Origin of the sequence: Oribacterium asaccharolyticum ACB7 (genome assembly GCF_000238075.1) — a bacterium.
Lineage (GTDB): Bacteria > Bacillota > Clostridia > Lachnospirales > Lachnospiraceae > Oribacterium > Oribacterium asaccharolyticum.
Genome location: NZ_JH414504.1, coordinates 1093419 through 1119367, shown reverse-complemented (window position 1 = coordinate 1119367; position 25949 = coordinate 1093419). Strand labels below are relative to the sequence as shown.

The following is a 25949-nucleotide window of genomic DNA, read 5'->3' as shown; positions in this document are numbered from 1 at the left end:
GATTGAAGAAAGGAAATATATGAAAGAAGAAAAGAAACAAACAAGAGTTAAAGCGGATTCGCCGCATAGAATTGTGAATATTCATCGGAGTAATTTAACGCCGAGAGATGCGCTGGAAGAAAGCGCACAGCATAAAAACAGCAGAAGTACGAAGACCATGAACGGAAGAAGGCCCGGGCGAAAACGAAATGCGGAAGAGGGAGTCGATGTAGCGGCAAAGACACCGGTAAAGACGCCTGGGACAGGTCGTGGAAGAAGCAATTCCGCGGAAGGCGGAAAGCGTTCGGAATCAGCTCTGGTTCCGAACTTCGGCAGTAGAAGAAATACAAATACAAACAAAAGAGAATACAGTTTAGAGGATTTCCCGTTACTGGCCAATACAATGGAGGTACAGGAGAGCAAAAATAAAGGGAAAAAGCCAAAGAACGGTTTTCACGGTTCCGTGAAGATTATTCCTCTTGGAGGATTGGATCAGATTGGAATGAATATTACCGCCATTGAGACGGAAGATACTCTGATTATCGTGGACTGCGGTTTGGCATTCCCGAGTGGGGATATGTTGGGTATTGACTTAGTTATTCCCGATATCTCCTATATCAAGTCCAAGATTCACAAGATGAAGGGCTTTGTTATTACGCATGGACACGAGGATCACATCGGTGCTCTTCCGTATGTTTTACAGCAGATTAATGTTCCTATTTATGCCACCAAGCTGACACTGGCATTGATTCAAAAGAAGCTTGTGGAAAATGGGATGGATAAGCTTGTAAAGATGAAGACCATGAAGTATGGACAAAGCGTAAGCTTTGGGGACATTAAGGTGGAATTCGTGAAGACGAATCACTCCATTCAGGATGCGGCTTCTCTTGCGATTACGACACCTGCAGGTGTACTCGTTCATACCGGAGACTTCAAGGTGGATTATACGCCGGTATTCGGCGATCAGATTGATTTGCAGCGTTTTGCGGAGCTGGGGAAAAATGGGGTATTGGCGATGATGTCCGATTCCACCAATGCGGAAAAACCCGGATTCACTATGTCGGAGCGTTCTGTAGGAAGAACCTTTGATCTGATTTTTGCAGAGCATCAAAACAGCCGAATCATTGTGGCAACTTTTGCTTCCAATGTAGATCGTGTACAGCAGATTATTAACACTGCCGTGAAGTACAAAAGAAAGGTTGTTGTGGAAGGGCGTTCCATGGTGAATGTTATTTCCGTGGCTTCCGAACTGGAATATGTTCATATTCCGGAAGGAACCTTGATTGATATTGAGAATCTGAAGGACTATCCGGACGAGCAGACCGTGCTTATCACAACCGGTTCACAGGGAGAGTCCATGGCGGCTCTTTCCCGTATGGCAAGCGGTATGCACAGGAAGGTTCATATCGGGCCGAATGATGTTGTCGTCATGTCTTCTCATCCGATTCCCGGGAATGAGCTTGCAGTAGACCGGGTAATTAATGAGTTGTATAAGCTTCGTGCAAAGGTGATTATGCAGGATACTCATGTATCCGGTCACGCCTGTGCGGAGGATTTAAAGCTTCTGTATTCTCTGGTAAAGCCGAAATATGCGATACCCTTCCATGGAGAGTTTCATCACAGAAGGGCAGCTGCTCTGATTGCCCAGTCTGTGGGAGTGGAGAAAGACCAGTGCCTGATGATTGATAACGGAGACGTTCTGGAATTTACAACCGATGGAGAAGAAACGACCTACAGTATCAAAGAGAAGGTACAGGCAGGCGGAGTCTTTGTGGATGGCCTCGGCATCGGAGATGTCGGCAACATTGTCATTCGAGACAGGCAAAATCTTTCTCAAAACGGTATTATTGTTGTTGCACTGACTTTGGAACGGTACTCCGGAAACCTTATGGCCGGTCCGGACTTGATTTCACGCGGTTTTGTTTATGTGAGAGAGTCAGAGGACTTAATGGAGGAAGCAAGACTCACCGTCCAGAATGTGGTGGATGACTGCCTGCAGAGTCGCATGAATGATTGGGGAAAGATTAAAAACCTGATTAAGGATAGTTTGGCGGATTTCTTATGGAAGAAAATCAAGAGAAATCCCGTAATTTTGCCGGTTATCATGGAGGTTTAATTGGTGAACAGCAGAAGAAAGTCATTTCGCTCCTTTACGGAAATTCTGCTCAGTTTTTCCTTGCGTATTCTCTTTTTAATCGGACTTCTGTACTTGATTTTACAAGGCGTGAAGATTGCTTACGGGTATGGTCATGGCCTGTTATATGAGAGAGCGATGGAAAAAGAACCCGGAAGAGAGATTACTCTGGAAATTAAGCAGGGAGAGAGTGCCGGAGAAATTGCGGATAAATTGCAGAGCCTTGGCTTAATCGACAATACGCAGGCCTTTGTTTTGAAGGCTAAGCTTTATCACACTTCTCTTTTGCCGGGAAGCTACACTTTGAGCACGGCTATGACACAGTTGCAAATGCTGGATTTTATAGCGGAAGAAGGAAAGAAAAACCAGGAGTTGAGCGATAAAAATCTGGTAAAGGAGAATGAGGGCGAAAGCGAAACCGAGGAAGAAAATGTGATAGGCGGCGGAAACGAAAATGAGCAGGAAAATTCTTCCGTAAGCGGAAAGCAACAGGAAATTGATGCAGGAAATGAAGGCGAACAATAGAATCAGCGATTTTATAGGGGCTTTTTTAAGAGAAAACGAGCCCCTGTTGGAGGAGATTCGAGAGGAAGCGCAGAAGGATGCAGTCCCGATTATTCGGGATGAGACCGCGGCGCTTCTTCGCGTATGTTTGGAGATGCATAAACCGAAGAGAATTCTGGAACTGGGGACCGCAGTAGGCTATTCCGGGCTCTTTATGCTTTACAGTCTGGGAGAAAATACAGAGCTGAGCACAGTGGAAAACTTTCCCCAAAGAATTCTAAAAGCGAGAGAGAATTTTGCAAGAAGTCCCTATTCTGAAAACATTACCCTGTTGGAAGGGGATGGCGGAGAAATCCTCGAGCGGCTTGTTTTGGAAAAGAAAAGCTTTGATTTTATTTTTTTGGATGCGGCAAAAGCGCAATATCCTCTGTGGCTCCCCCTTATTTTAGAACTCTTACCTACCGGCGGTGTGCTCTTTTGTGATAATATATTGCAGGACGGACTCCTGTTGGAAAGTCGCTTCTTTTTGGAGAGAAGGCAAAGAACCATTCATAAGAGAATGAGGGAGTTTCTTCATCTTTTACGGGAAAATGCGGAATTGGAAAGCAGCATTGTGCCTATCGGAGACGGTGTGAGCATCAGTGTTAAGAAATAGAAATTGAGTAGAAAGTTGAGTAGGATGAATAGAAAAATAGAGTTACTGATTCCGGCGGGGTCCATGGAAGGATTGAAAACCGCCATACACTATGGGGCGGATGCGGTCTATATGGGGGGAGAGGCTTTCGGACTCCGGGCAAATGCCAAGAATTTCACCATTGAAAAAATGAAAGAAGCGGTAGCGTATGCCCATGAAAGAGGAGTCAAGGTCTATGTAACCGCCAATATCCTGGCCCATAATGAAGATTTATTGCCTATGCGAGAATATTTCCTGGAACTAAAGGGTGTTGGAATGGATGCGGTACTGGTTGCCGATCCGGGCGCGTTTATGCTGGCCCGGGAAATTATGCCGGAGGTAGAACTTCATATTTCCACGCAGGCCAACAACACCAATTATGAAACCTTTCTTTTTTGGTGGAAGCTGGGAGCAAAGCGTGTAGTTTGTGCCAGAGAATTAAGCTTAAAAGAAATCCGGGAAATTCGGGAACACATTCCTGAAGAGATGGAAATCGAAGCTTTTGTTCATGGAGCTATGTGTATGTCCTATTCAGGAAGATGTCTGCTTTCCAGTTTCTTCACAGGAAGGGATGCAAATCAGGGGGCTTGCACCCATCCTTGTCGCTGGAAGTATTCTCTGATGGAAGAAAAACGTCCCGGAGAATACTATCCCGTTTTCGAGAATGATAGAGGAAGCTATATATTTAATTCAAAAGATTTAAATATGATTGCGCATATTCCGGATCTTATTGAAGCAGGAGTGGATTCTTTAAAGATAGAGGGAAGAATGAAAACGGAACTCTATGTGGCTACCGTTACAAGAACGTATAAGATGGCCATTCGAGATTATCTGGAGGACCCGACAAAGTACCAAAGAAATATTCCTTTCTATGAGGATGAGATACGAAAGTGCACATACAGGGAGTACAGTACCGGATTTTACTACCAAAAACCGACAGAGGAAGATCAGATTTACGGGAACAATACTTATAAGGCGGGGGCAACTTACCTCGGAACGGTAGAAAAGGTAGAGGGAAACTATGCTTTTCTTACCCAGAAAAACAAATTCAGTGTAGGGGAAAGGATTGCGATTATGCGCCCCGGGCAAGAAGACATTCTCACGGAGGTTTTGGAAATGGAAGACTTGGAAAGCGGAGAGAAAATCAACTCCTGCCCTCATTCCAAGCAGCAACTTAAGTTACGCTTTTCCGTATTACCCGGCGTACAGGATGTTTTAAGAAGAATGGAGTAAGAAATGCTGATTCTCTTTTTACTGATGGGTATCGCTTCCTTTTTATATTTTGCCTTTCTTTGGACCACAACAGCTCTTTCCGATATTTGGATTTGGCTTATCATCGGTCTTCTTCATCTATTTTTATCTTTCCTTTTCAGGAAGAAGGCGAAGTGGAAGAGAAATTCGCTCTTGTTTCGAGCGAAGGTATTTTGTCTGAGTACTTATTGCATTTTCATTGTATTATTTTTCGCATTATGTTTTTTCCTGAGCAGGTACAAGTTCGGAAAGGCAGAGAATAATTTGGACTATGTCCTGGTCCTGGGCTGTGAACTTGAGGATAACAGGCCTTCACAGACGTTGAAGAAGCGGTTGGAGCTTGCGGCAAACTATGCGGAAGACAATCCGAACACCAGATTTATCCTTGTAGGCGGAAGGGGAAAGTACAGCGCCAGTGCGGAGTCCAGCGTGATGTATCATGCCCTTCTCCGTAGCGGAATTTCAGGTGATCGCCTATTGATGGAGTTTTACTCGAAAAATACGAAAGAAAAAATACAATTCGGTTTGAACAGTATTGCGGAATGGAGGGAAGAATTGTATTTTCAGGATATGGAAGTACAAAGGGAAAAAGGACTTAATTTTCAGGATGAAGAATATAGTTATATCAAGGAGGATGTTCTGGAATGGGAGGATAGACCGCCTCATGTGGGAATACTCAGTTCCCAGTACCAGCTCTTCCATTGCATGGCATTTGCCAAGGAAGAACAGGAATATTACTTTGTGACAATGAGTGCGGAGGAACCGCTTTACCTGATTCCGCATTATTATACAAGAGAAGTTCTATCGGTGCTCTTGGGAAGACTGTTTCATCAGATTTAAGAGGAAGAAGATTTAGAAGCATTCGGCACGCAAGCGGAAGAAGATTTAGAAGCATTCGGCACGCATGTTGTTAGGAAAAGGCTCAGAAAGGAAAAGGGTTTTAAAAGGATGATGGAAAAATATACTTTACTACAGGAAAAAAATATTGCGGAGCTTTCTACGGAAGCAAAGGTTTACGAGCATAAGAAGTCCGGAGCAAGAGTGCTTTGTCTGAAAAATCAGGATGAGAATAAGGTTTTCAGCATTGCTTTTCGCACTCCGGCTACAGACTCCACGGGAGTTGCGCACATTACGGAGCACTCCGTGCTTTGCGGTTCGGAGAAGTTTCCCCTAAAGGATCCCTTTGTGGAGCTTATTAAAGGCTCGCTCAATACTTTTTTAAATGCCATGACCTATCCGGACAAAACGGTTTACCCGGTAGCATCCACCAATGACAAGGATTTTCAGAATCTTATGGACGTCTATTGCGATGCCGTTTTTCATCCGAACTGTATAAAGAATCCGCATACCTTTTCGCAGGAGGGCTGGCATTATACCTTGGATGAGAAGGGAAATTTAGGCTACAGCGGGGTGGTTTACAATGAGATGCGAGGGGCCTTTTCCGAACCGGAATCGGTGCTGGAACGTTATATTTTTCATTCTCTTTTTCCGGATACTACTTATGGAAACGAATCCGGCGGGGATCCCGAAGACATTCCGAATCTGACTTATGAGGCTTTTCAAGCTTTTCATGCGCGTTACTATCATCCTTCCAATTCCTATATCATCCTTTACGGAGATCTGGATATGGAGGAGAAGCTGAACTGGCTGGACGCACAGTATTTGGCGGAATACACAAAGATTAACCCCGATTCCGAGATTGCAAGGCAGAAGAGCTTCCGGAAAATGTCCGAGGAGACAGAGTATTATCCGATTTCCAAGGAAGAAAATCCGGAGGGAAAGGCCTATTTTTCCTATAATTTTGTGCTGGATATAGACCAAGATGCAAAGAAAAGCTTGGCCTTTTCCTATATCGGTCATGCTCTGATTTCCGGTCCCGGAGCGGTGCTGAAGCAGCGTCTTCTGGAGGAAGGCTTAGGAGAAGACATCTTCGGAGGTTACGCAGACGGCGTATTACAGCATTACTTTACCATTACCGCGAAGAATGCGAAGGAAGAAGATAAGGCTCGTTTTTTAAAGGTCATTCAGGACTGTATTCGGGAGGCTTCGGAGAAGGGACTCGATCACAAGACTATCCGTGCGGCTATTCACCACGATGCTTTCCAGTATAAGGAAGCGGACTACGGCAATACCCCGAAGGGCCTGATTTACAGCTTAAAAGCATTGGACTCTTGGCTTTACGATGGTGAACCCTGGCTGTATCTCGAGCAGGACCGCTATTTTAAGGAACTGGAGAAAGCATTGGATGAAGGTTACTTCGAGGCACTTTTAAAAGAGTACTTTCTGGATGTAAAGCACGCCTCTCTTGTGGCACTTCTTCCTAAACAGGGCTTGACCGAAGAAAATGCGGAGAAGCTTGCGAAAAAACTTCAGGAGAAAAAAGAGACGTTGTCTGAAGAAGAGGTAGAGTCAATCAAAAAAGAAGAAGAGGCGCTTCTTCACTATCAGAATCGGGAAAACAGTAAAGAAGCACTGGAAAGCCTCCCGGTGCTTTCACGGGAAGACCTCGGAAAGAAAGCGGAAAGCTATCTAAGAGAAGAGGAGAATCTTTCCGGGAAGCGGATATTGCTTTATCCGGTGGATTCGAAGGGGGTATTATATCTTCGACTGCTCTTTAATACAAGAGATTTTTCGGAGGAGGAGCTTTCGTATCTTTCCGTCCTGAGCACCGCATTTGGCTATATGGATACGGATCATTACCGTTTCCAGGATTTGAATTCGGAGATTTATCTGCATAGCGGCGGCTTTTCAACGGACATCACGTCCTATCCGGATTTTCTGAATAAAAACAAGTATACCGGTGTTTTTAGCCTGGGCTTTAAATTTTTAGAAGGGGAAATGCAGCAGGGCTTAGTGTATCTGGAGGAAATTCTCTTCCATACCCACCTTTCCGATGAAAAGCGTCTTTCTGAAATTCTTTTGGAAATTAAGTCCAGAGAGAGAATGCGGCTGGAGAGTACAGGGCACAGTTATGCGGTTAATTCCGCTATGGAGAGCTTTTCTCCGACATCCTTTTACCATGAGAGGGTAAAGGGAATTCGATATTATCATTTTATTGAAAAACTGGAAGAGGATTTCCGGAAGAATCCGAAAAACTTAGGGGAAAAACTGACTGCACTTAGCAAGAAACTCTTAGAAGGAAAGAATCTATGTGTAGCAGTAGGAGGTGATCTGGAGATTTATCGTAAGGAAAAAGTGAGCCTTTCCGACTTTCTTGCAAAACATTTTTCGGAGAAGGAAGAATGGGAAGAAAGCGTATTTGCTGCGGGAGAGGGAGAGAGAAAGGCTTGGATTACGCCTTCTCAGGTGAACTATGTGGCAAGAGTCGGCTCCTTCCGAGATGAAGCGCTTCCTTACACCGGTGCCTTGAAGGTAATGAAAAATGCACTCACCTTTGATTTCCTTTGGAAAAATATCCGGGAAAAGGGCAATGCCTACGGTGTCATGAGCGGTTTTGGTAGAAGCGGGGAAAGCTATGTGGTTTCCTATCGGGATCCTCATGTTGGCAGAAGCTATGAAGTATATAAGAAAATTGCGGATTATCTACGCAATTTCGAGGCAACGGAACTGGAAATGACGAAGTTCATTATCGGAGCTATTTCGGAAATGGATACGCCGAAGCCTGCCTACACGAAGTTTCTGCTCGGCTTAAGCTGCACTCTTTCTCATTTAACAAATGAAGATTTGCAGAGGGAAAGAGAAGAGGTACTTTCCGCTAATCCGGAAACAATCCGGGAGCTTTCCGCATATATCGAAAAGGCCTTTTCCGCAGAAATTCTCTGCACCATCGGGAATGGGCAAAAGATAGAGGAGAACAAGAGCTACTTTGATACAATTGAAGAGGTCTGAAACATTGTAGAGAAATGGATCGATAAAGACGCGGACCGATAAAGCCTCGGACTATAAAGACTAGAACCGATAAAGACTGGGACCGATAAAGACCCGGAAGTGGATAAAGGTGTAGAAAAGGGAAAGCGGTCAAAAGAGAGGGAAAATAGCATGAATCAGGTTATTGAGGATTTTTTTGCAAAGGAAAATGGAAATGGAGGAAGCAAGGAGGAGATGATTAAATCCGGCTTTGTCTCTATTGTGGGCCTTCCGAATGCCGGAAAATCCACCCTCTTAAATGCGCTTGTCGGGCAGAAGATTGCGATTACCTCGAAAAAAGCACAGACCACAAGAAACCAGATTATGGCCGTCTATGACGATGAACGAGGTCAGATTGTTTTTCACGATACGCCGGGAATCCACAAGGCGCAGAATAAGCTTTCCGTCTATATGGAAAGTGTGGCGGAGAAGGCACTCGGAAACGGAGACCTTATCCTGTGGATTGTAGACAGCACCGAGCAGAAGGGAAAGAAGGAGGAGCAGATTTTATCGCTCCTTTCCCACAGTAAAAGGAAGATTCTTCTCGTCTTAAATAAAATTGATCTTTTGGGTGGAGAGGAAGCACTGGAAAGAAAGAAGGCGGAGTACCGGGACTGTCTTCCTTTTGTCGGGATTGTCGGCGTTTCCGCCTATAAGAATCAGGGTTTGGAGACACTTTTGGAAAGTATATTTTCCTTCCTTCCCTATGGTCCCCGTTACTATGATGAAGATACGGTCACAGACCTTCCGGTACGGGAAATTGCTAAAGAGCTGATTCGGGAGCAGGCCTTGTACAAGTTGGATAAGGAAATTCCACACGGGATTGCGGTGCTCATTGACAGCATGCAGGAGCGGAAAAACGGAATCTGGGATGTGAAAGCAACTTTGGTATGCGAGAAGGAAAGTCATAAGGGAATCATTATCGGAAAAGCCGGCAGTATGTTAAAAAGCATCGGTAGCGGTGCACGCATTCAGATAGAAAAGCTTTTGGAAGCAAAGGTCAATCTCCAGCTTTTTGTGAAGGTCAGGAAGGACTGGAGAGAGAATCCTGCATATTTACAGGAATACGGATACAGAGAGCAGAAGTAAAGTGAAAGAGTAGAGAGGAAGGGTAGTGAAGGAAGAGGTCGTTGTGCATGGAGTGGTTCTTTCCGAGCACAGTCAGAGGGAGTTTGATAAGAGGCTAAGCATTCTAACCATGGAAGAGGGGAAGATGACCGTCTGGGCAAGCGGGGCAAAGCGCCCTTCTTCTCCTCTTATGGCGGGAAGCAGGAGCTTTGTCTTCGGAACATTTTCCTTGAAGAAAGGGAAAAGCGGCTACAACCTGCAAAGTGTAAAAGTCGATGCCTACTTTGAAGAAATTGCACTTGACTTGGAAAAGGCCTGCTATGCGGCCTACTTTCTGGAACTGGCGGATTTTGTTTCCCAGGAGAATTTGCCTGCGGAGGAAATGGTCAATTTGATTTATCTTTCTTTAAAGGCTTTGCTGCACAAGGATTTGAAAAATGAACTGGTACGGGCTATTTATGAACTGCGTCTCCTTGAATTGGAAGGGGAATATACGGAGCAGCCGCCATTTTCCACGAAAAAAGCGGTTATGGAGGCGTGGGGCCATGTTCTCTCCAGCCCTCTTAATAAGCTGTACACCTTTAGGCTGGAAGAAGGAACTTTACTGGATTTTTGCGGCAATGTGGAAATGCTCTGCAGGGAGAGCTTTCCCATGCAATTTCATAGTCTGAAGATTCTAAAGAGTTTAAAACAGTAATGATTGAAACGCTTATTCATAATAAGTATTTCTCGCAAAGCGTGTGATATCTCGTTTGGCAGGGAACTGGGATAAGATTTCTCCTTTGTAATAGCAAAAAGCAATGAATCAACAAAGCGGACTGGATTTTTCTATAAAAAAAAGCTAAACTGATATTTAATTATCCAACGCATAAGGAGCAGAATAGCAAAGACTTCATATTATTTGTTGGTTGATTAAGTTATCTTCATGGAAAATAAATCGGAAAAATGGAGGAGGGAAGTGTTATGGCAAAAAACTATACGATGGACACCATTGTTTCCTTGGCAAAGTCCAGAGGTTTTGTATATCCGGGATCCGAAATTTATGGCGGCTTGGCAAATACTTGGGATTACGGAAACCTCGGTGTAGAACTGAAAAACAATATTAAAAAAGCCTGGTGGAAGAAGTTTGTGCAGGAATCCAAGTACAATGTAGGCATTGATTGTGCTATTTTGATGAACCCGCAAACCTGGGTAGCTTCCGGTCACTTGGCAGGCTTTTCCGATCCTCTTATGGACTGTAAAGAGTGTAAAGAGCGTTTTCGTGCGGATAAGCTGATAGAGAATTTCTGTGAGGAAAACGGTATTGCTCTGGAGGGCTCCGTAGATGCCTGGTCTAAGGAAGAGATGGAGAACTTTATTGTAGAAAAGCAAGTTCCGTGCCCCAGCTGCGGAAAACGGAATTTTACCGGTATTCGCCAGTTTAACCTTATGTTTAAGACCTTCCAGGGGGTAACGGAGGATGCGAAGAATACGGTATATCTTCGTCCGGAGACGGCACAGGGTATTTTCGTGAACTTTAAAAATGTGCAGAGAACTTCCAGAAAGAAGCTTCCCTTCGGTATTGCACAGATTGGAAAGTCCTTCCGAAATGAGATTACGCCGGGAAATTTCACCTTCCGCACCAGAGAGTTTGAGCAGATGGAGCTGGAATTCTTCTGTAAGCCGGATACGGATCTGGAGTGGTTCCAGTATTGGAAAGACTACTGCCAGAACTGGCTGTACAGCTTGGGCATGAAGAAGGAAATGCTTCGTGCGAGGGACCATGAGCAGGCAGAGCTTTCTTTCTATTCCAAGGCAACGACGGATCTGGAATTCCTCTTCCCCTTCGGTTGGGGCGAACTTTGGGGGATTGCGGACAGAACCAATTATGACCTTTCCCAGCATGAAAAGGTTTCCGGTCAGGATATGAGTTATTTTGACGATGAGACGAATGAGCATTATATTCCGTATGTTGTAGAGCCGTCTCTCGGTGCGGACAGAGTAACTCTGGCCTTCCTCTGTGCAGCATATGATGTGGAAGAACTGGAGGGAGGAGATGAGAGAACCGTTCTCCGCTTCCACCCGGCACTGGCTCCGATTAAAATCGGTATTCTTCCCTTGTCCAAGAAACTCGGGGAAGGTGCGGAGAAGATTCATGAGGAGCTTTCCAAGTACTACATGTGCGAGTACGATGACAGAGGAAATATTGGAAAGCGCTACAGAAGACAGGATGAAATCGGTACGCCGTTCTGTATCACGTATGACTTTGATTCGGAAAATGATCATGCCGTAACGGTAAGAGAGAGAGACAGCATGGAACAGGTTCGTATTCCGATTGCGGATCTGAAGAAATACTTTGATGAAAAGCTTGCTTTTTAAAAGAGAATAAACGAATAAATACGAAGTCATTCATATGAAAGAGAGGCGGGAGCGAGGCGACTCCCCGCCTCTTGTATTTTTTTAGGGTCTGCACTAAAAAAAAACATGTATTTATTGATTTTTTTGCTACAATAGTAAAGTTAGAGAAAATATTAACAGAGTATTATACCTAGCTAATCTAGGCATGAAACACGGAGGAGAGCATGTACAAAATCACTAGAGTTGAGCATCTCGTTGATAAAGACTGGCTCATGGATGTGGAAGCACCTTATGTGGCTCGTAAGGCGGAACCGGGACAGTTTATGATTGCAAAGCTAGGGGAACTTGGAGAAAGAATTCCCTTAACCATCGCAGACTATGATAGGGAGAAGGGAACCATTACCATTGTATTTCAGGTAATCGGTGCATCTACAGAGAAATTCAGTCACTTGAAGGTTGGCGATTATTTTACCGATATCGTAGGTCCTTTGGGACGTCCTTCCGAGCTTGTTGAAATGACGAAGGAAGAGCTGGAGAAAGAAAACATCATCTTCATCGCAGGCGGTGTAGGAGCAGCACCGGTATACCCGCAGGTGAAGTGGCTTCATGAGAGAGGAATTGAAGCGGATGTTATCTTGGGAGCAAGAAATAAGGATCTTCTCATTATGGAAGAGGATTTACGCAAAGTAGCCAAGAACGTTTATGTAACGACGGATGACGGTTCTTACGGCGATAAGGGTGTGGTTACCGATGTTTTAAAGCGTCTGGTTAATGAAGAAGGAAAGAAATACACTCGTTGTATTGCTATCGGTCCTGTTATTATGATGAAGTTCGCAGCGCTTACAACCAAAGAACTGGGAATTCCGACCATTGTTTCCATGAACCCGATTATGATTGACGGAACGGGAATGTGCGGCGCTTGTCGTCTGGTTGTAGGAGACCAGGTAAAGTTTGCTTGCGTAGACGGACCGGAGTTTGACGGACATTTGGTTGACTTTAATCTGGCCATGAAGAGACAGCTGACTTACAAGACAGAAGAAGGACAGGCACTTCTGGAACTGTTGGAAGCTGAGAAGTCCCATGGTGGATGCGGAAATTGCAACTAAGGGAGGAAAATTATGGCTGATATGATGAAAAGAGTTCCTGTAGCTGAGCAGGAACCGAAAGTTCGTGCAAAAAACTTTGAAGAAGTATGTTTAGGATATACGGAAAAAGAAGCGATGGAAGAGGCAGTTCGTTGCTTGAACTGTAGAAATCCGAAGTGTGTGGTAGGTTGCCCCGTATCCATTCAGATTAATGAATTTATTCACGAGGTAAAGGAAGGAAACTTCGAGAAGGCTGCAGAAGTCATTGCCCGTTCTTCTGCGCTTCCTGCTGTTTGCGGAAGAGTATGCCCACAGGAGACACAGTGTGAGGGTGTTTGTATCCGCGGCATTAAGGGAGAGCCTGTTGCTATTGGAAAGCTGGAGCGTTTCGTAGCGGACTGGGCAAGAGAGCATGGCTTCCAGGCCGCTCAAGCAGGAGCGCCGAACGGAAAGAAAGTAGCTGTAATCGGTGCAGGTCCTGCAGGACTTACCTGTGCGGGAGATTTGGCAAAGCTTGGCTATGATGTAACCATTTTTGAAGCTTTCCATGAGCCGGGCGGCGTGTTGCAGTACGGTATCCCGGAGTTCCGTCTTCCAAAGACCAAGGTTGTTGGACCGGAAATTGAAAATGTAAAGAAGCTCGGAGTAAAGATTTTGACCAATGTATTTGTAGGTCGTTCCATTACCGTAGATGAGCTTTTAAATGAAGAAGGTTTTGATGCCGTGTTCCTCGGAACCGGAGCAGGTCTTCCGAAGTTTATGAATATCCCGGGTGAGAGTGCAAACGGTGTATTTTCTGCCAATGAGTTCCTGACCAGAAATAACCTGATGAAGGCTTATCTTCCGGAATCCGATACGCCGATGCGTGCCGGAAAGAAGGTGGTAGTCGTAGGTGGCGGTAACGTTGCTATGGACGCTGCAAGAACCGCACTTCGTCTGGGAGCAGAGGTACACGTTGTTTACCGCCGTTCCGAGGAAGAGCTTCCTGCAAGAAAAGAAGAAGTACATCATGCGAAGGAAGAGGGCATTATCTTCGACCTTCTGCAGAATCCGATAGAGATTCTTGTAGATGAAAATGACTGGGTAACCGGTGTAAAGATTGTAAAGATGGAGCTTGGTGAGCCGGATGCTTCCGGAAGAAGAAGACCGATTGAGATTCCGAATTCCGAGTATGTGATGGATTGCGATACAGTAATCATGTCTCTCGGAACTTCTCCGAATCCGCTAATCAGTTCTACAACGAAGGGACTCGATACGGACCGCAGAGGCTGCATCATTGCGAAAGAAGAAAACGGAGAAACCACAAAGACTGCCGTATATGCAGGTGGAGACGCCGTTACCGGAGCAGCTACTGTTATTCTGGCCATGGGCGCAGGAAAGGCTGCAGCAAAGGGAATCCATGAATTCCTTTCCAAGAAATAAGATATAGGGAGAAGAAATACCTCGACGAAAAAAGTGCCCGAGACGCAAAGTCCGTGCACTTTTTCTTTTCATAACGAGTATCGCTTGCAAAGCGTGCGGTATCTCGCCGGGGCATTTTTTCCCATTTGTTTTTCGTTCTTAACAAGTGGTGCAAGCGAAGGCTTAGACAGCTCTGGTATACTTCTTTAAGAAGACTTTTTCTTCTTCGTTTAAGTGTGGAGCAATTTCTTCGTAAACTCTTTTATGATAATCGTTTAGGAGCTTTCTATTTTCCTCATTTAACATATCGAGACTTATGGCATCAAGGTCAAAAGGAATCAGGGTGATGGTTTCAAAATAGAGGAACTGACCATACTCGTTCTGAACGCCTTTTCTGGCCAGAAGCTCATTTTCCAAACGAATCCCGTGAGAGCCTTCGATATAGAGTCCGGGCTCGTCGGTAATGACCATTCCTTCCTGAATCTCCTCGGTTTCTCCGGCCCTAAACTTATAGCGGAATCCGGCAGGACCCTCATGAATATTGAGAAGATATCCCACACCGTGTCCGGTGCCGTGGTTATAGTTCAGTCCCCGATCCCAGAAAGGCTTTCTCGCGAGAATGTCTAAAGTGAGTCCGCTGGAGCCTTGCAGGAACTTGGCACTGGCAAGCTGTAAATTGCTGATGGCAACAATCGTGAAATCATCTTTCATCTTCTTAGGAACTTCGCCCAGGGCATAGGTTCTTGTAATATCTGTGGAACCTTCATAGAAGCCGGCTCCGGTATCACTAAGGTACAAACTTCCCGCCTTAAGCTCTACATCCGTTTCCGGAGAGGAGGAGTAGTGCACGATAGCAGAGTGAGGACCGTACGAAGAAATCGGCTCAAAGCTGTCCCGGATAAAATTTCCCATTTCGGCGCGGAATTCATCCAGTTTTTCGGAAGCACTCATCTCCGTGATTCTTATCTTTCCAAGATTTTCCTTCAGCCATTTCATAAAACGGACGTGCGCAACACTATCTTTGATTTCCGCCTTCTTGATATTCTCGACTTCGACCGGATTCTTCAGGGCCTTCATGAGAATTTCCGGATTTCTCTTGTTTACGATAGAAACAGCATTCGGGATATTGTTAAAAATCGCATAGTTTAGCTTAGACTTATCAATGAGGACAGTGGCATTTTCCGGAAGTTTTTTTACATCCTCATAGATGGCGTTATAGGGATGAAGCGTTACGCCGACTTTTTCCAAGATGGATTTTAGCTTATCATCCAGTTTTCTTTCATCGATATAGAGATCGAAGCTGTCCTTCCTTATGATGGCATAGGAGAGAACAAGCGGGAAGAAATCGATGTCATTTCCCCGAATGTTCAAAGTCCAACAGATATCGTCCAAGGTGGAAACGATGTGGGTATCACAACCTGCATCTTCCATCTCTTTACGAATACGGGAAAGCTTCGATTCGGTGCTTTCTCCACTGTATTTTTCCTCCAGGAACCAGACAGGCTCTTCGGAGAGAGATGGACGATCGGTCCAGATGGCATCAATCAAATCTTCCTGATAGTCTATTTTGGCTCCGTTTTTCTTGGCGATACTTGCATATTCATCGCCTTCTCCGACAGAGACCACGCGTCCGTCGAAGGAAAGAGTCTGTCCGGATTTTAATTCGGCCTCAAGGTACTCCTCTATAGTCGGGACACCCGGCTCAAACATCTTCATCAGCGTAACGCCTGTTCCTTCCAGCTGCTTTGCAGCTTGCAGGAAGTAACGTCCGTCCGTCCAAAGTTTCGCGTCATGGAGCGTGATTACGGCTGTTCCTGCAGAACCGGTGAAGCCGGTGATATAAGCTCTTGCTTTGAAGTGTTCTCCGACGTACTCACTCTGATGGAAGTCTGCTGTCGGAACAATATAGATATCAATATGTTTTTCCTGCATGCATTTACGCAATGCGGAAAGTCTCTCCGGTACGGTCATAGTTTTCCTCCTTATAGAAATCCCCAAGGTACTGGGGAATACGGAACAAATGTAAAGAAGTGATTATTTCAGAGAAATTAGCCTTCCTCTTTTTCTTTCTCGGCAAGGATCAGTTCCTTTGCATAGGGAAGGGTCTGCACCCAGTCACAGAAACTGTGCCATTCCATAAGCTTATGGCTTTTTCTGGAATAGTACATATTAATCAGGTTCTCATAATTCATGGTACAGGTACGCATTTGCTCGTAAGAAGAGGGCAGAAGTTGTACCAGGGTATACCAGTCTTCCTTCTTTTTCTCTTCCAGATATTTTTGGCGGATTCGCTCAAGGTCGGATACCGTTCTCTTCAAACTCTCCAAGCCTTCTTCTGTTAAATGGTCATGAGAGAAGTCATCCAGGGTAAATTCCTTGGCATGAATCTTATGCATGGTGGAAGTTGAATTTGCAACGGTACTGATTTTATAGGTATCATATTCCTTCCACCAATAAAGGGGAGCGGTAATATCGACAGATACAAAAATCTGCCGGATATATTTTCTATGGTCTGGACCGGCCAGGCGAAGCCGTTTGGCAAGGGACAGGTCATTCGGACCTAAAATATATTGTCCTTTCTCATCATAATAAGAGTCTCCCTTTGCCCACGAGTTCATTGGATTTCTGGCGCCTCGAATTGCATTTTCAAAATTCATCACGCTACTACGTTCAAATTGAATCATATTCTTCCTTTCTATCAATCAGCCTTTTCGTGCTCAATAAACGGAATACTTCTTCCAAAATAGTCCCTTACGGTAGGAACTTTATCTTTTTCGAAAGTACATCCGCTCCATTGTATCTTTTTTAATGCAGTTTGAGAAGAGCAGGATTGCCAAGAGACTATGATTTTTCTATAAAGTAATCCTTCAGCGAGAATCTAGTTTTCCGTCTTTACCTTCCGGTTATCTATCTTGAAAATCACCAGCAGATCAAAGAGCAGACTGCTGTCCTTCGGATAGGACAGGTATCTTGCCTCCCAAAGGGGTGAGAACTTGTCCTTATATTTTCGTAGTCCCGAAAAGGAGTAGAAGCGATTGGTAAAGGCATAAACCAGAAAGGCCAGTTTTTCTTGGAAAAAGCTATGCTCTTCCTGTCCTACGTTGGAGAGAGGAGCCATACCCAAATCAAAGTATTCCACGCCTTTTTCTTTAAAATACAGGAAAATCTCCACAAAGAGGTAGTCCATAATGCCGTTACTTTCCGTGCCCGGATTATAACGCATTAAATCAATGCTTGCTTCTTTTTCTCCATTGCAAACGAGGAAGTTGGAGAAGGCCTGCACATGTCCTTCGGAATCCAATACGCAGGCAATGGGAGCAAGAGAGAGATAGCCTTTGTCAAAGAAGCCCAGAGAAAAGCCTTTTTCCTGTCTTCCGGAAAGCCAGGCATCCGATATTTTCTCCAAATCCTGTAAAAAGGCATCGGAAAAAGGCGGGTACTGTACTTGAAAGGTATATCCTTTGTTTTCTATTTTATTGACCGCGGCACGGAACTTTTTACCGGATTTTCCCACGAGATCAAAGTCGGAAAGAGGAACCTTTGCACTTTCTCCGAACTTCATAAATTCATAGCCATGGTTATGGAGGAGAAGGGTTAAGTCCTGGCCTACCTCATAGAAGAGCGGGGTAAGATTTTTTTCCTCCGCTTCCGCAGTAAAGGAAGAGATTGCAGCAGGAAAATATCTTTCTTCCCCGATGGGCTCTCCCATGACCACCGCTTTTCCGTCTTCTAAGGCAAATTGAAAAACCATCTTATCCACTCCATTTTCCTGATAATAGTACAGTAGCTTATCGCCAAGGAATGCCAGAGAAGCATCTAAGTTCGTATTGGGAAAGCTTTGCAAAAAGTTCTGAAAGCGTTCCTGATTGAATTTTTCTCCGAAGGAAAAATGTTTATCTCTTGCCAGCGCGCCCACGGCAATATAGCAAAGCGCAGGAATCAGAAAATAGGCGAAAAGATGAAGAAAGTAGTCTAAAAAGACCGTGAAAAAATGGGGCTTTGAGAAAGTATGTAACTTATGCAGAACTCCCTTATGGAAAATCAGGAAGCCGAGACTATCCTTTCCGGTATTGCCGCTGGAAAGGTATAAAAGGAAGAGGGTAATGAAAATACTTCCCAGAATATAGGAAAAGTCCTTCAAACGGTCTTCCACCGGGTAAAAAAAGGCTTTTCTGGAAAGCTCTTTTCTTCGAAAAAAGAGAATCAGCAGAAACAACAGAAGGTAGAGACTACTGAAAAGAGAAGGGCTTCCCAGATTGATATAGAAAAGTGTCACAAGGCAAAGCAGAAGGGAAAAGGGTTTGGCAAAGGCGGCTTTTCTTTTTAAAAGTCTTCCCAACAGGAAGAAAAGAGAACCCAGAAGAAAGCTTGGAAACTGCCAGAGTAGCTGCCCCCTTATGGGATCCATTTGTCCAATCAGAGGAATACTATGGATTTCATCGGGAAGAATGGCGGTGGCCATCAGAAAAAAACCAAAGAAAGTTGCCATAAAGTGGCTGATGCCCTGTCCCAGTAGGGAGCTAAGCTTCTTCGGCAGACCATAAAATTTCTGATTAATCTGCCCTCCCATACTTTTGATAAAGAAAAGGAGACCGATGGCAAAGGGAATGATGTAATAAAAGATACGGAAAAGCAGCAGCCAGCTTGCCGCCTCATTTCGATTTACGGAAAAATGTAAAAGACCGCTCATCATCATTAAATCAAAGCTTCCGAGACTTCCGGGAATCATGGAGACGATACCGATGCAAATGGAGATAAAGAACAACGGCAGGGTATTGGCAAGGGAAACGCTGTAGCCCAGTGTCCTTCCGCAGTAAAAGAAAAAGCAGGAAACAAAGCCCCAATCGAGGAGGGAAGTTGCGATTAAAGCCAGAATCTTTTTCTTAGATAGATTTCCAAAGTAGGACCAGTTTTTTCTGGTGGAAAGAAAAAGCAAGACCGGAAGAATCAGAGAAGCTAGAAGGAGGACAAAGCTGTAGGGTCTTAAAACGGCATTTTTCTGAACGAAAAACAAGAGCCCGAAGGATAGCAAGGAATAGAGGGAAAGCCCGGACATGAAATAAGGCATCACCTTGGAAATGCCCTGCATGGTTTCTTCGCCCTTATCCTCCTCCGTAAAATAGCTGTAACGCAGTCCCACGTCCACAAGGCCTGCAAAGCCGATCAGGTTGTTTAAGCTGTTGATGGTCCAGCTGCTTTCTATCAGCTTCCCCAAAGAAATCTTCTTTTTCAGCTCCTTACAAAGGATAAAGTCATAGAGCATCATCGGAGAAACGGAAAGGATTCCGATAACAAGGAGACTTACAATTTGGAAAGGGGACAAGCCGCTTAAGATGCTTTTTACCGCCTCCGGGGAAATGGTCTTTCCCATTTTAACAAGTTCCAAAAGCACCAAAATAGAAATGCTTAGGAAAAGAATGCTCTTTAGAACATTCTGCCATTTTTTGAAAAAAGAAATCAGCTTATTCAATTTTTCCTCCTTACTATGGAAACCGGAGTTTCTAACTGTATGCCCTGCACCATTTTTTCTATCAAGCGGTTAAAGTAAACGCTATCCTTTTTCGGGATATTGTGTCCCTGTCCTTTTCTTTCCAGAAATTTGCCTTTGGGGAAAAGCTTTGCAATAGCCATACTGTGCTTTCGCTTAATCATATCCCTATCACCCACCAAAACCACTACGGGGTAAGGCGCCTTTCGGAAAATCTCTTTCGGCACATCCACATTTTCCCGTAAAAGGGGAGAAACCCTGGACTTCCGTTTAAAGGCGGGAAGGAAGAGCCCTAAAAAGCGATAGAGCCATTCTTCCAGATAACAGGCATAGCGGGGAAGGAACTTTAGACCGGAAAAAGTAATATTTCCGCTGTTTGCCAGAATTCCGGCTACTCTCTCCCCATGGCGACCGGCGTATTCCAGAGCCAGGTTCGCGCCGTCACTGTGCCCCACCAAAAGACATTTTTCTATGGAAAGGGAGGAAAGCAGCTCCTCCAGACTATCAGCAAGGTAAGCAAAGCTTGTTTCTCCCTGTAGTTCTCCGGATTTCCCATGCCCCAAACTATCTACAAAGAGGAGCTTAAAACTTTTCTCGAGAACTCTTTGCTTTGCAAAATAGCTGCTTTGCAGATTATTTCCATGGAGGAAGACAATGGGAAAGCCTTCTCCCAGAATATCCACATGGATTCGTTCTCCGCTTTTACAATAAAATTCCATTTTGAACTCCCTTGGCGTAAATTACATACTTGGTTTTATAAGAATGGCACTTGGCTTTACTGGTTTTCATCTAGCGCTTAGTGTAAGTAGACTTTTATCCTTTCGCTTTCTCACAACATCCATGATACTGCCGTCTCTTGCTTCGATAATGGCAACTACCTTATCCTCGAATTCCAGTTTAGCCGGTTCTCCACAGATTTTGTAGGCAATATCTCGTAATTCTTCAATACTCTTTATGGGAAGTTTAGCGGCTTTTGCAGCCTCCAAAAGCTCCGGCCGCCGGGGATTAATGGCAATGCCATAGTCAGTAACAATCACATCCACAGTTTCCCCGGGGGTGGTAACGGTAGTCACATCATTTCGAATAGTGGGAATTCTTCCCTGTACCAAAGGCGTGATGACAATGGTGCATTTTGCTCCGGCCGCCGTATCCGGATGTCCTCCCTGAGCCCCCATTAATTCTCCCTCGGAGCTCATCACCACATTGCAGTGAAAATGTATATCTGCTTCCAGAGTGCCTAAAATCACAAAGTCCAGTTTATTGACCACCGCGCCTTTACAGAAGGGATCGGCATATTCCTTTGTGCTGATGGAAAAATGCTTCGGATGGGAAATCAGATTCTCGATAGAAGGTAAATCAAAGTCCTGGGTATCCAAAAGGCAGGAAACCAAACCCTCATCCAATAAATCGCACATGGGTTTGGACATTCCTCCGGCGCCAAAGCCCATATGAATGTTTTTCTCCCGCATTTTCTCCGAAAGACAAAGTGCCGTGGCACTGGCTGCACCGCCTATACCGGTTTGAAAGGTGAAGCCTTCTTTAAAATAGGGGGTAGCGGCAATGAACTTTGCACAGCTTTCCGCCATCATCAGTTTTCTTCTATCCGTCACGGGACGGGCGGCACCGGTAGCGATTTTTTCCGGATCTCCGATAGCATCCACCTTTAGTACATAGTCCACGTCAGTCATACTGATATCTGCCGGAAAATTCGGAAAAGGAACGAGACAATCCGTTAAAACCACCACATACTCGGCATACTCCGCATCAATGGCAGAGTAGGAGAGCACACCGCAGTTGCTGTTTCCCCCTACTGCCCGGCAATTTCCGTATTCATCACAGCTTGGAGCCCCGATAAAGGCAATGTCGATTTTCGTTTCTCCCGTTTCGATGGCCCGGACTCTTCCGCCGTGGGAACGAAGAATAGCGATTCCCTGTAATTTCCCCTCACTGATGGCTTCTCCGATTTTCCCCCGAACTCCGGAGCTTTCGATATGGGTTACGGTACCGTCTTCCAGCATGGGAACCAGCTCGTCCTGTGCTTTGCTTAGGGAGCTGGCACAGATGGTAATGTTCTTAAAGCCCATCTCGTGAATAGCCTGCATCACCTGCATAGCCACCAGGTCTCCTTCCCGAAAATGATGATGAAAGCTGATGGTCATGCCGTCATGGGCGTTGCATTTTCGCAAAACCTCCTGCAAATCCTTCTCCAGTTTACTGCCCTCGCCACCGATTCGTGCTCTTGCTTTTACTGCTGTCTTTTCATAAGAATAGCCGTCAAAATGTCTGCTCCCCCGAAATACCGTTTTCCCGGTTTCCGCTAAAACCGCATCCGGAATCTCTCTACCCACTGCATTAATCATTTTGCACCTCCTCCAAAACGCCGGCAGCCTTTGCCAGCGCAAGGGTTCTTTTGGCTCCGTCATAAAAGGCGATATCTATCATTTTCCCATCTACGGTAAATACGCCGATGCCCTGACTTCGTTTCTCATCAATTTCCTGTACTACTTTTTCGGCAAAGGTAATTTCCTCCTCGCTTGGCGTATAAACAGCATGCACAACGGGAATCTGTCTCGGGTTTATAATGGACTTTCCGTCAAAGCCCATGGTGTGAATCAGCTCCACTTCCTTCCGGAAGCCTTCCATATCCTCCAGATTGGTATAAACGGTATCAAAGCACTGTATTCCTGCGGCTCTGGCATGAATAATCATCAGTTGCCTTGCACCGCTTAGCTCTACGCCGCTTTCGCTGATTCCTGTATGTAAATCCTTGGTATAATCTCCTGCGGATAAAGCTACCCCGAAGAGTCTCTCCGAGGCATGGCATATTTCTTCCAAATGCACCACGCCCTTGGCAGACTCAATGGCCGCCATAAGAAGGGTGCTTCCGGGAGCCACACCGGCTTCTTGTTCCGCCTTTGCTACTTCCGCTTCCACCAAAAGAATATCCTCCTTGGATTCCGTTTTCGGAATGCGAATGCTGTCACAGCCGGCAAAGACGACGCAGCGAATATCCTCCTTCCAAAAGGGGGTATCGATGCCGTTAATCCGCACCACTTTTTCTGCGTTTTGATAATCTACTTTTTTTAAGGCATGAAAGAGGGTAAACCTTGCAGCATCCTTTTCTCCAAGGGCTACAGCATCCTCCAGATCGAAAATCAAGGAGTCCGCCCCATAGATATAAGGATCCTTTAAAAGATTCGGTTTCTGTGCGTTCAGAAACATCATGCTTCTTCGCAGACGATTTTTATGATTCATAGAGCAGCTCCCCCCAAGGAATATTTTCCGTTTTATCCTGACTGCGGTAAACAGCGGCCTGTAATCTTGCCACAAGGATGTGGTCAAAGGCGCCCATGTCCTCTACCTCCACGAGGGCATCCTGAATGCCCATTTTCGTAAGGCACTGGTGTACCAAGGCGACCATTCTGTCTCCGTACTCGTAGAGCACCTTGGACTTAAGCTGCACCGTTCTGCCGCCGCTTCCTTTGGAAACGGTTACCAGGCAATCACATTTCTCCGTAGTGCCGGCACTGGCTGTTTTTTGGATTTCCATAACGACTCCTTTCGACCTTCCATCCCTTCGGGGAATCTGCATTGTTCAAGTACTATACATCTTTTCGTGAAATCATGCTATTCTTCGTCGCATAGTATAGACCTCTTGAAGAAAGAAGGGTGTGATTTTCTTGTGAAAAATATCAGGTGGAGGAAGCCTTGGAAATAAAGGGATATTTTTCTGTGAGTTCGTTATCCAATTCCATCATGTGAAGAAGTCTGCTGGCTGAACCGGAAGGATGGTTGGTACCTGCTTCCCAAGCTTCTACAGTTTTAATGGAAACGCCCATATAACTTGCAAAGTATTTTTGGGACAGACCGGTTGAATTTCTGATTTTTTTTATATCATTTGCTCCATATACTTTAAGCGGAATAACGGTGACCTGCTGTCTTTTTAACGAGGGAGTCTCTTTTTTTGCATCTTCCAGTGCTTCATTTAGTCCGGATAAAATGCTGTCGAATACTGCTTTTTTACTCATTGTGTGCCTCCTCCAAGGTCTTTTTTAGCGTATCAATCATCTTTTTGATTTGATTTCGTTCTGCGTTGGAAAGATTGTCTTTTTCTTTCTTTCCGTATACGGTAATCAGATATACCGTCTCAACCAAAATAAAATCCACGAAGCAAACTCTGGCTCCTCCGCTTTTCCCTTTTTTATCCAAAGAAATTCTGGCTTTTCGAAGCCCACCGGTTCCTTTCATGATAGGATATTTTTCCGGATGTTCTAGAATGCTAAGTTCCAATAAGCGTAGGTCTTCATCATCAAAGCCCAATATATCCCAATTTTTGGAAAACTCATTGGTTTGAATAAATGTTCTTGTCATAGTCTTGTCTCCTGATATGATACACCCTATTTAATAGGGTGTCAAAGAAAATGGAACTGATTTTGCTAAGGGAAAAAAGAAGAATGAATTAAAATAAAAGAAGAGTATTGTGATAATGCATGAATCTATACAAAATATTAGGATACGTGACGATAGCCTTAGAAGAGTTATAGAAGATAAATAAGTGTATGGAATACAGTGGAATAATAAGATAAAATACTTGAGTAGGTTTACTTTTTAGAAACTTTATAGAATTGCTTTTTATGTTTTTGAGATTATAGAGAATGCTGTGAGTTCAAGATTTTTTTAAGGGATATAGTATTTGCCTACAGTATAGCACAAAAGGAACAGGGACAAAGGGGATTTCGCAAATCTTTAGTCTGAAATTATGCGATTTCGGGAGGATAGAATGTTAGAAGGATTAAAGAAGTTTTTTGCTCGAAAAGACGAGGCTAAGTCTGAAAATCAAAGGAATAGTGGGAATGGAGTCGATTCCGAGAAGCATAGCAATGACAATGTAGAGCAGCAAGAAAACCATGACAGAGCTGAGCGAACCCGCTTTACTCTGATGGCGGAAAGCTATGCAACTGTAGAGGGGGATTGTTTTTCTGTAGAAGGCCAACTCTTTGGAAATGCCAAAGAAGGGGAGAAAGCTTATGCCCTGCATCGTGATGGAACGATTTCTCACCTAACGATTATGAAGATAGAAGAAAGTACGACATTTGCGGAGCAGGTAAAAAAAGAGGAACAAGAGGAACAAGAGGAAACACCGGAAACACAAGGGGCGAGAAGGGTAAAGCTCTTCTTCTCTCGAAAAGATATTCTTTCTCCGGACTGGAAATATGCTGTAATCACGGATATTCCCTATCAGATTGAAGCAAATGTGCATCAAGCGGTGGAGAATCCCTATCTTTTAGGCTTAAGTCGCGTGTTTTTTGAAAGGCAAGGAGAGGGAGAATTTCTGAATCTCTTTTTTAGAGAGCTGGTACGAAGTCATTACCTGGTGGCGATAGAGACAGACGGAAGCCTGCCAATGGGAGAAAAGGATGGCTCTGTAACCCTAAAGGCGGGGATGAAGCTCACCATCCCTCATGTAACGATGGATCGGGGAGAATCGGCCCTTCCGGTGTTTACGGATTGGTTTGCACTGGGCGCTATGGATCAGCAAATGGGGGCTATGAATCAGCAGATGGAGGCAGGATGGAAAAGAGAAACCATGATTGCCGGCTTCCCTCAAATTGTTTCCATGCTTACTAAGGGAGAGGGATTTGTAATTAATCCTTATGGACCACAGCTCTTCTATGTAAGCCCTACACTTATCCATAACCTGATGAGTTCCCCGGGATACCAAAGTGAATTTGGGGAAGCGAAAGTACAGTCCGTGGAAGTGAAGAAAGATACGGAGGTTCTGCTGGGCTATCCGGAGGAAAATGAAGAAGTGGAAGCCTTGCATAGGAGACTTATATCCTTTGCAAAGACACATTCCGAGATTGCAATGTTGGATATGCTTTTAAAAAGGGATGAAAGCGGAACTACTTCTTATCTGATTATTGTGGACATGCCGGAGGAGCATTGTCATGAATGCTTTAAGGAAATCTATGAAAGCTGTCGGGATATTTTGCATCGGGTTCCCTATATGGATTTTGTGACCTTACAAAGAGGAGATTTTGCAAAGGGAGCAAGGACTGAGGAGCCGCTATATGTAAGGGAATAGCTGTATTTTTTGAAAAACAGTTAAAATAGTATAGGCTTAAAGATCGCTTATAAAGGAAAGTTAGAATCGGATAGCTA

Annotated in this window: 21 protein-coding genes; 12 read left to right on the top strand and 9 right to left on the bottom strand. The window is 44.6% G+C overall.

Annotation, left to right across the window (positions count from 1 at the left end):
* Positions 1-19 precede the first annotated feature (19 nt).
* The 11 genes from HMPREF9624_RS05000 (at position 20) to gltA (ending at position 14320) form a co-directional block, all read left to right on the top strand.
* Positions 20-2095 (top strand): ribonuclease J, encoded by a 2076-nt coding sequence (locus tag HMPREF9624_RS05000; RefSeq protein WP_009536807.1) that lies wholly within the window; start codon positions 20-22, stop codon positions 2093-2095.
* A gap of 3 nt (positions 2096-2098) precedes the next feature.
* Positions 2099-2638: an endolytic transglycosylase MltG gene (locus tag HMPREF9624_RS04995; RefSeq protein ID WP_009536806.1), complete on the top strand. Its 540-nt coding sequence runs from the start codon at positions 2099-2101 to the stop codon at positions 2636-2638.
* The gene (locus HMPREF9624_RS04990) at positions 2622-3272 is read left to right on the top strand and encodes an O-methyltransferase (RefSeq protein WP_036594754.1); all 651 of its coding nucleotides are present in this window, start codon (positions 2622-2624) and stop codon (positions 3270-3272) included. Before HMPREF9624_RS04995 ends, HMPREF9624_RS04990 begins: the two co-directional genes overlap by 17 nt.
* A 24-nt stretch (positions 3273-3296) precedes the next feature.
* Positions 3297-4523, top strand: coding sequence for a peptidase U32 family protein (locus HMPREF9624_RS04985; RefSeq protein WP_009536804.1), 1227 nt, complete (start codon positions 3297-3299; stop codon positions 4521-4523).
* 3 nt (positions 4524-4526) lie between these two features.
* Positions 4527-5381, top strand: a complete 855-nt coding sequence (locus HMPREF9624_RS04980; protein ID WP_009536803.1) for a YdcF family protein — start codon at positions 4527-4529, stop codon at positions 5379-5381.
* Positions 5382-5489: 108 nt separating this feature from the next.
* A complete protein-coding gene (locus HMPREF9624_RS04975) occupies positions 5490-8390 on the top strand; it encodes an insulinase family protein (protein ID WP_009536802.1) in 2901 nt (966 codons plus the stop codon).
* A gap of 150 nt (positions 8391-8540) precedes the next feature.
* Positions 8541-9497: a GTPase Era gene (era, locus tag HMPREF9624_RS04970; RefSeq protein WP_009536801.1), complete on the top strand. Its 957-nt coding sequence runs from the start codon at positions 8541-8543 to the stop codon at positions 9495-9497.
* Positions 9498-9522: 25 nt separating this feature from the next.
* A complete protein-coding gene (gene recO, locus HMPREF9624_RS04965; protein ID WP_009536800.1) occupies positions 9523-10173 on the top strand; it encodes a DNA repair protein RecO in 651 nt (216 codons plus the stop codon).
* Positions 10174-10439: 266 nt separating this feature from the next.
* Entirely contained in the window at positions 10440-11834 is a 1395-nt protein-coding gene (locus HMPREF9624_RS04960; RefSeq protein WP_009428947.1) for a glycine--tRNA ligase, read from the top strand.
* Between the two features lie 203 nt (positions 11835-12037).
* Positions 12038-12919: a sulfide/dihydroorotate dehydrogenase-like FAD/NAD-binding protein gene (locus tag HMPREF9624_RS04955; RefSeq protein WP_009429477.1), complete on the top strand. Its 882-nt coding sequence runs from the start codon at positions 12038-12040 to the stop codon at positions 12917-12919.
* A 12-nt stretch (positions 12920-12931) separates the two neighbouring features.
* On the top strand, positions 12932-14320 hold the full coding sequence (gene gltA / locus HMPREF9624_RS04950; protein WP_009429974.1) for an NADPH-dependent glutamate synthase: 1389 nt from the start codon (positions 12932-12934) through the stop codon (positions 14318-14320).
* A 162-nt stretch (positions 14321-14482) separates the two neighbouring features.
* On the opposite strand, the gene HMPREF9624_RS04945 is transcribed toward gltA, so the two are convergent.
* From HMPREF9624_RS04945 to HMPREF9624_RS04905, 9 genes are all read right to left on the bottom strand, one after another.
* Positions 14483-16270: an aminopeptidase P family N-terminal domain-containing protein gene (locus HMPREF9624_RS04945; RefSeq protein ID WP_009428105.1), complete on the bottom strand. Its 1788-nt coding sequence runs from the start codon at positions 16268-16270 to the stop codon at positions 14483-14485.
* Between the two features lie 77 nt (positions 16271-16347).
* A complete protein-coding gene (locus HMPREF9624_RS04940; protein ID WP_009536799.1) occupies positions 16348-16983 on the bottom strand; it encodes a hypothetical protein in 636 nt (211 codons plus the stop codon).
* A gap of 194 nt (positions 16984-17177) precedes the next feature.
* Positions 17178-19769: a bifunctional lysylphosphatidylglycerol flippase/synthetase MprF gene (gene mprF, locus HMPREF9624_RS04935; protein ID WP_009536798.1), complete on the bottom strand. Its 2592-nt coding sequence runs from the start codon at positions 19767-19769 to the stop codon at positions 17178-17180.
* Positions 19766-20506 (bottom strand): alpha/beta fold hydrolase, encoded by a 741-nt coding sequence (locus HMPREF9624_RS04930; RefSeq protein ID WP_009536797.1) that lies wholly within the window; start codon positions 20504-20506, stop codon positions 19766-19768. Before HMPREF9624_RS04930 ends, mprF begins: the two co-directional genes overlap by 4 nt.
* 66 nt (positions 20507-20572) lie before the next feature.
* Complete coding sequence (gene citF / locus HMPREF9624_RS04925; protein ID WP_009536796.1) at positions 20573-22147, bottom strand: citrate lyase subunit alpha; 1575 nt, start codon at positions 22145-22147, stop codon at positions 20573-20575.
* Positions 22140-23042: an aldolase/citrate lyase family protein gene (locus tag HMPREF9624_RS04920; RefSeq protein WP_009536795.1), complete on the bottom strand. Its 903-nt coding sequence runs from the start codon at positions 23040-23042 to the stop codon at positions 22140-22142. Before HMPREF9624_RS04920 ends, citF begins: the two co-directional genes overlap by 8 nt.
* The gene (citD, locus tag HMPREF9624_RS04915; protein WP_009536794.1) at positions 23032-23337 is read right to left on the bottom strand and encodes a citrate lyase acyl carrier protein; all 306 of its coding nucleotides are present in this window, start codon (positions 23335-23337) and stop codon (positions 23032-23034) included. The genes HMPREF9624_RS04920 and citD overlap by 11 nt, the downstream gene beginning before the upstream one ends.
* A gap of 142 nt (positions 23338-23479) precedes the next feature.
* Positions 23480-23815, bottom strand: a complete 336-nt coding sequence (locus HMPREF9624_RS04910; protein ID WP_009536793.1) for a helix-turn-helix domain-containing protein — start codon at positions 23813-23815, stop codon at positions 23480-23482.
* Complete coding sequence (locus HMPREF9624_RS04905) at positions 23808-24158, bottom strand: type II toxin-antitoxin system RelE/ParE family toxin (RefSeq protein ID WP_009429190.1); 351 nt, start codon at positions 24156-24158, stop codon at positions 23808-23810. The genes HMPREF9624_RS04910 and HMPREF9624_RS04905 overlap by 8 nt, the downstream gene beginning before the upstream one ends.
* Before the next feature lie 409 nt (positions 24159-24567).
* Between HMPREF9624_RS04905 and HMPREF9624_RS04900 the strand changes: the two genes are divergently transcribed.
* A complete protein-coding gene (locus tag HMPREF9624_RS04900) occupies positions 24568-25872 on the top strand; it encodes an enhanced serine sensitivity protein SseB C-terminal domain-containing protein (protein WP_009536792.1) in 1305 nt (434 codons plus the stop codon).
* The last annotated feature ends 77 nt before the right edge of the window (positions 25873-25949 follow it).

Bases quoted from the DNA above. Each gene is read 5' to 3' on its own strand.
- HMPREF9624_RS05000 (WP_009536807.1), top strand. From the start codon at position 20: ATGAAAGAAGAAAAGAAACAAACAAGAGTTAAAGCGGATTCGCCGCAT.
- HMPREF9624_RS04990 (WP_036594754.1), top strand. From the start codon at position 2,622: ATGAAGGCGAACAATAGAATCAGCGATTTTATAGGGGCTTTTTTAAGA.
- HMPREF9624_RS04985 (WP_009536804.1), top strand. From the start codon at position 3,297: ATGAATAGAAAAATAGAGTTACTGATTCCGGCGGGGTCCATGGAAGGA.
- HMPREF9624_RS04980 (WP_009536803.1), top strand. From the start codon at position 4,527: ATGCTGATTCTCTTTTTACTGATGGGTATCGCTTCCTTTTTATATTTT.
- HMPREF9624_RS04975 (WP_009536802.1), top strand. From the start codon at position 5,490: ATGATGGAAAAATATACTTTACTACAGGAAAAAAATATTGCGGAGCTT.
- era (WP_009536801.1), top strand. From the start codon at position 8,541: ATGAATCAGGTTATTGAGGATTTTTTTGCAAAGGAAAATGGAAATGGA.
- HMPREF9624_RS04960 (WP_009428947.1), top strand. From the start codon at position 10,440: ATGGCAAAAAACTATACGATGGACACCATTGTTTCCTTGGCAAAGTCC.
- HMPREF9624_RS04955 (WP_009429477.1), top strand. From the start codon at position 12,038: ATGTACAAAATCACTAGAGTTGAGCATCTCGTTGATAAAGACTGGCTC.
- gltA (WP_009429974.1), top strand. From the start codon at position 12,932: ATGGCTGATATGATGAAAAGAGTTCCTGTAGCTGAGCAGGAACCGAAA.
- HMPREF9624_RS04945 (WP_009428105.1), bottom strand. From the start codon at position 16,270: ATGACCGTACCGGAGAGACTTTCCGCATTGCGTAAATGCATGCAGGAA.
- HMPREF9624_RS04940 (WP_009536799.1), bottom strand. From the start codon at position 16,983: ATGATTCAATTTGAACGTAGTAGCGTGATGAATTTTGAAAATGCAATT.
- HMPREF9624_RS04930 (WP_009536797.1), bottom strand. From the start codon at position 20,506: ATGGAATTTTATTGTAAAAGCGGAGAACGAATCCATGTGGATATTCTG.
- citF (WP_009536796.1), bottom strand. From the start codon at position 22,147: ATGATTAATGCAGTGGGTAGAGAGATTCCGGATGCGGTTTTAGCGGAA.
- HMPREF9624_RS04920 (WP_009536795.1), bottom strand. From the start codon at position 23,042: ATGAATCATAAAAATCGTCTGCGAAGAAGCATGATGTTTCTGAACGCA.
- citD (WP_009536794.1), bottom strand. From the start codon at position 23,337: ATGGAAATCCAAAAAACAGCCAGTGCCGGCACTACGGAGAAATGTGAT.
- HMPREF9624_RS04910 (WP_009536793.1), bottom strand. From the start codon at position 23,815: ATGAGTAAAAAAGCAGTATTCGACAGCATTTTATCCGGACTAAATGAA.
- HMPREF9624_RS04905 (WP_009429190.1), bottom strand. From the start codon at position 24,158: ATGACAAGAACATTTATTCAAACCAATGAGTTTTCCAAAAATTGGGAT.
- HMPREF9624_RS04900 (WP_009536792.1), top strand. From the start codon at position 24,568: ATGTTAGAAGGATTAAAGAAGTTTTTTGCTCGAAAAGACGAGGCTAAG.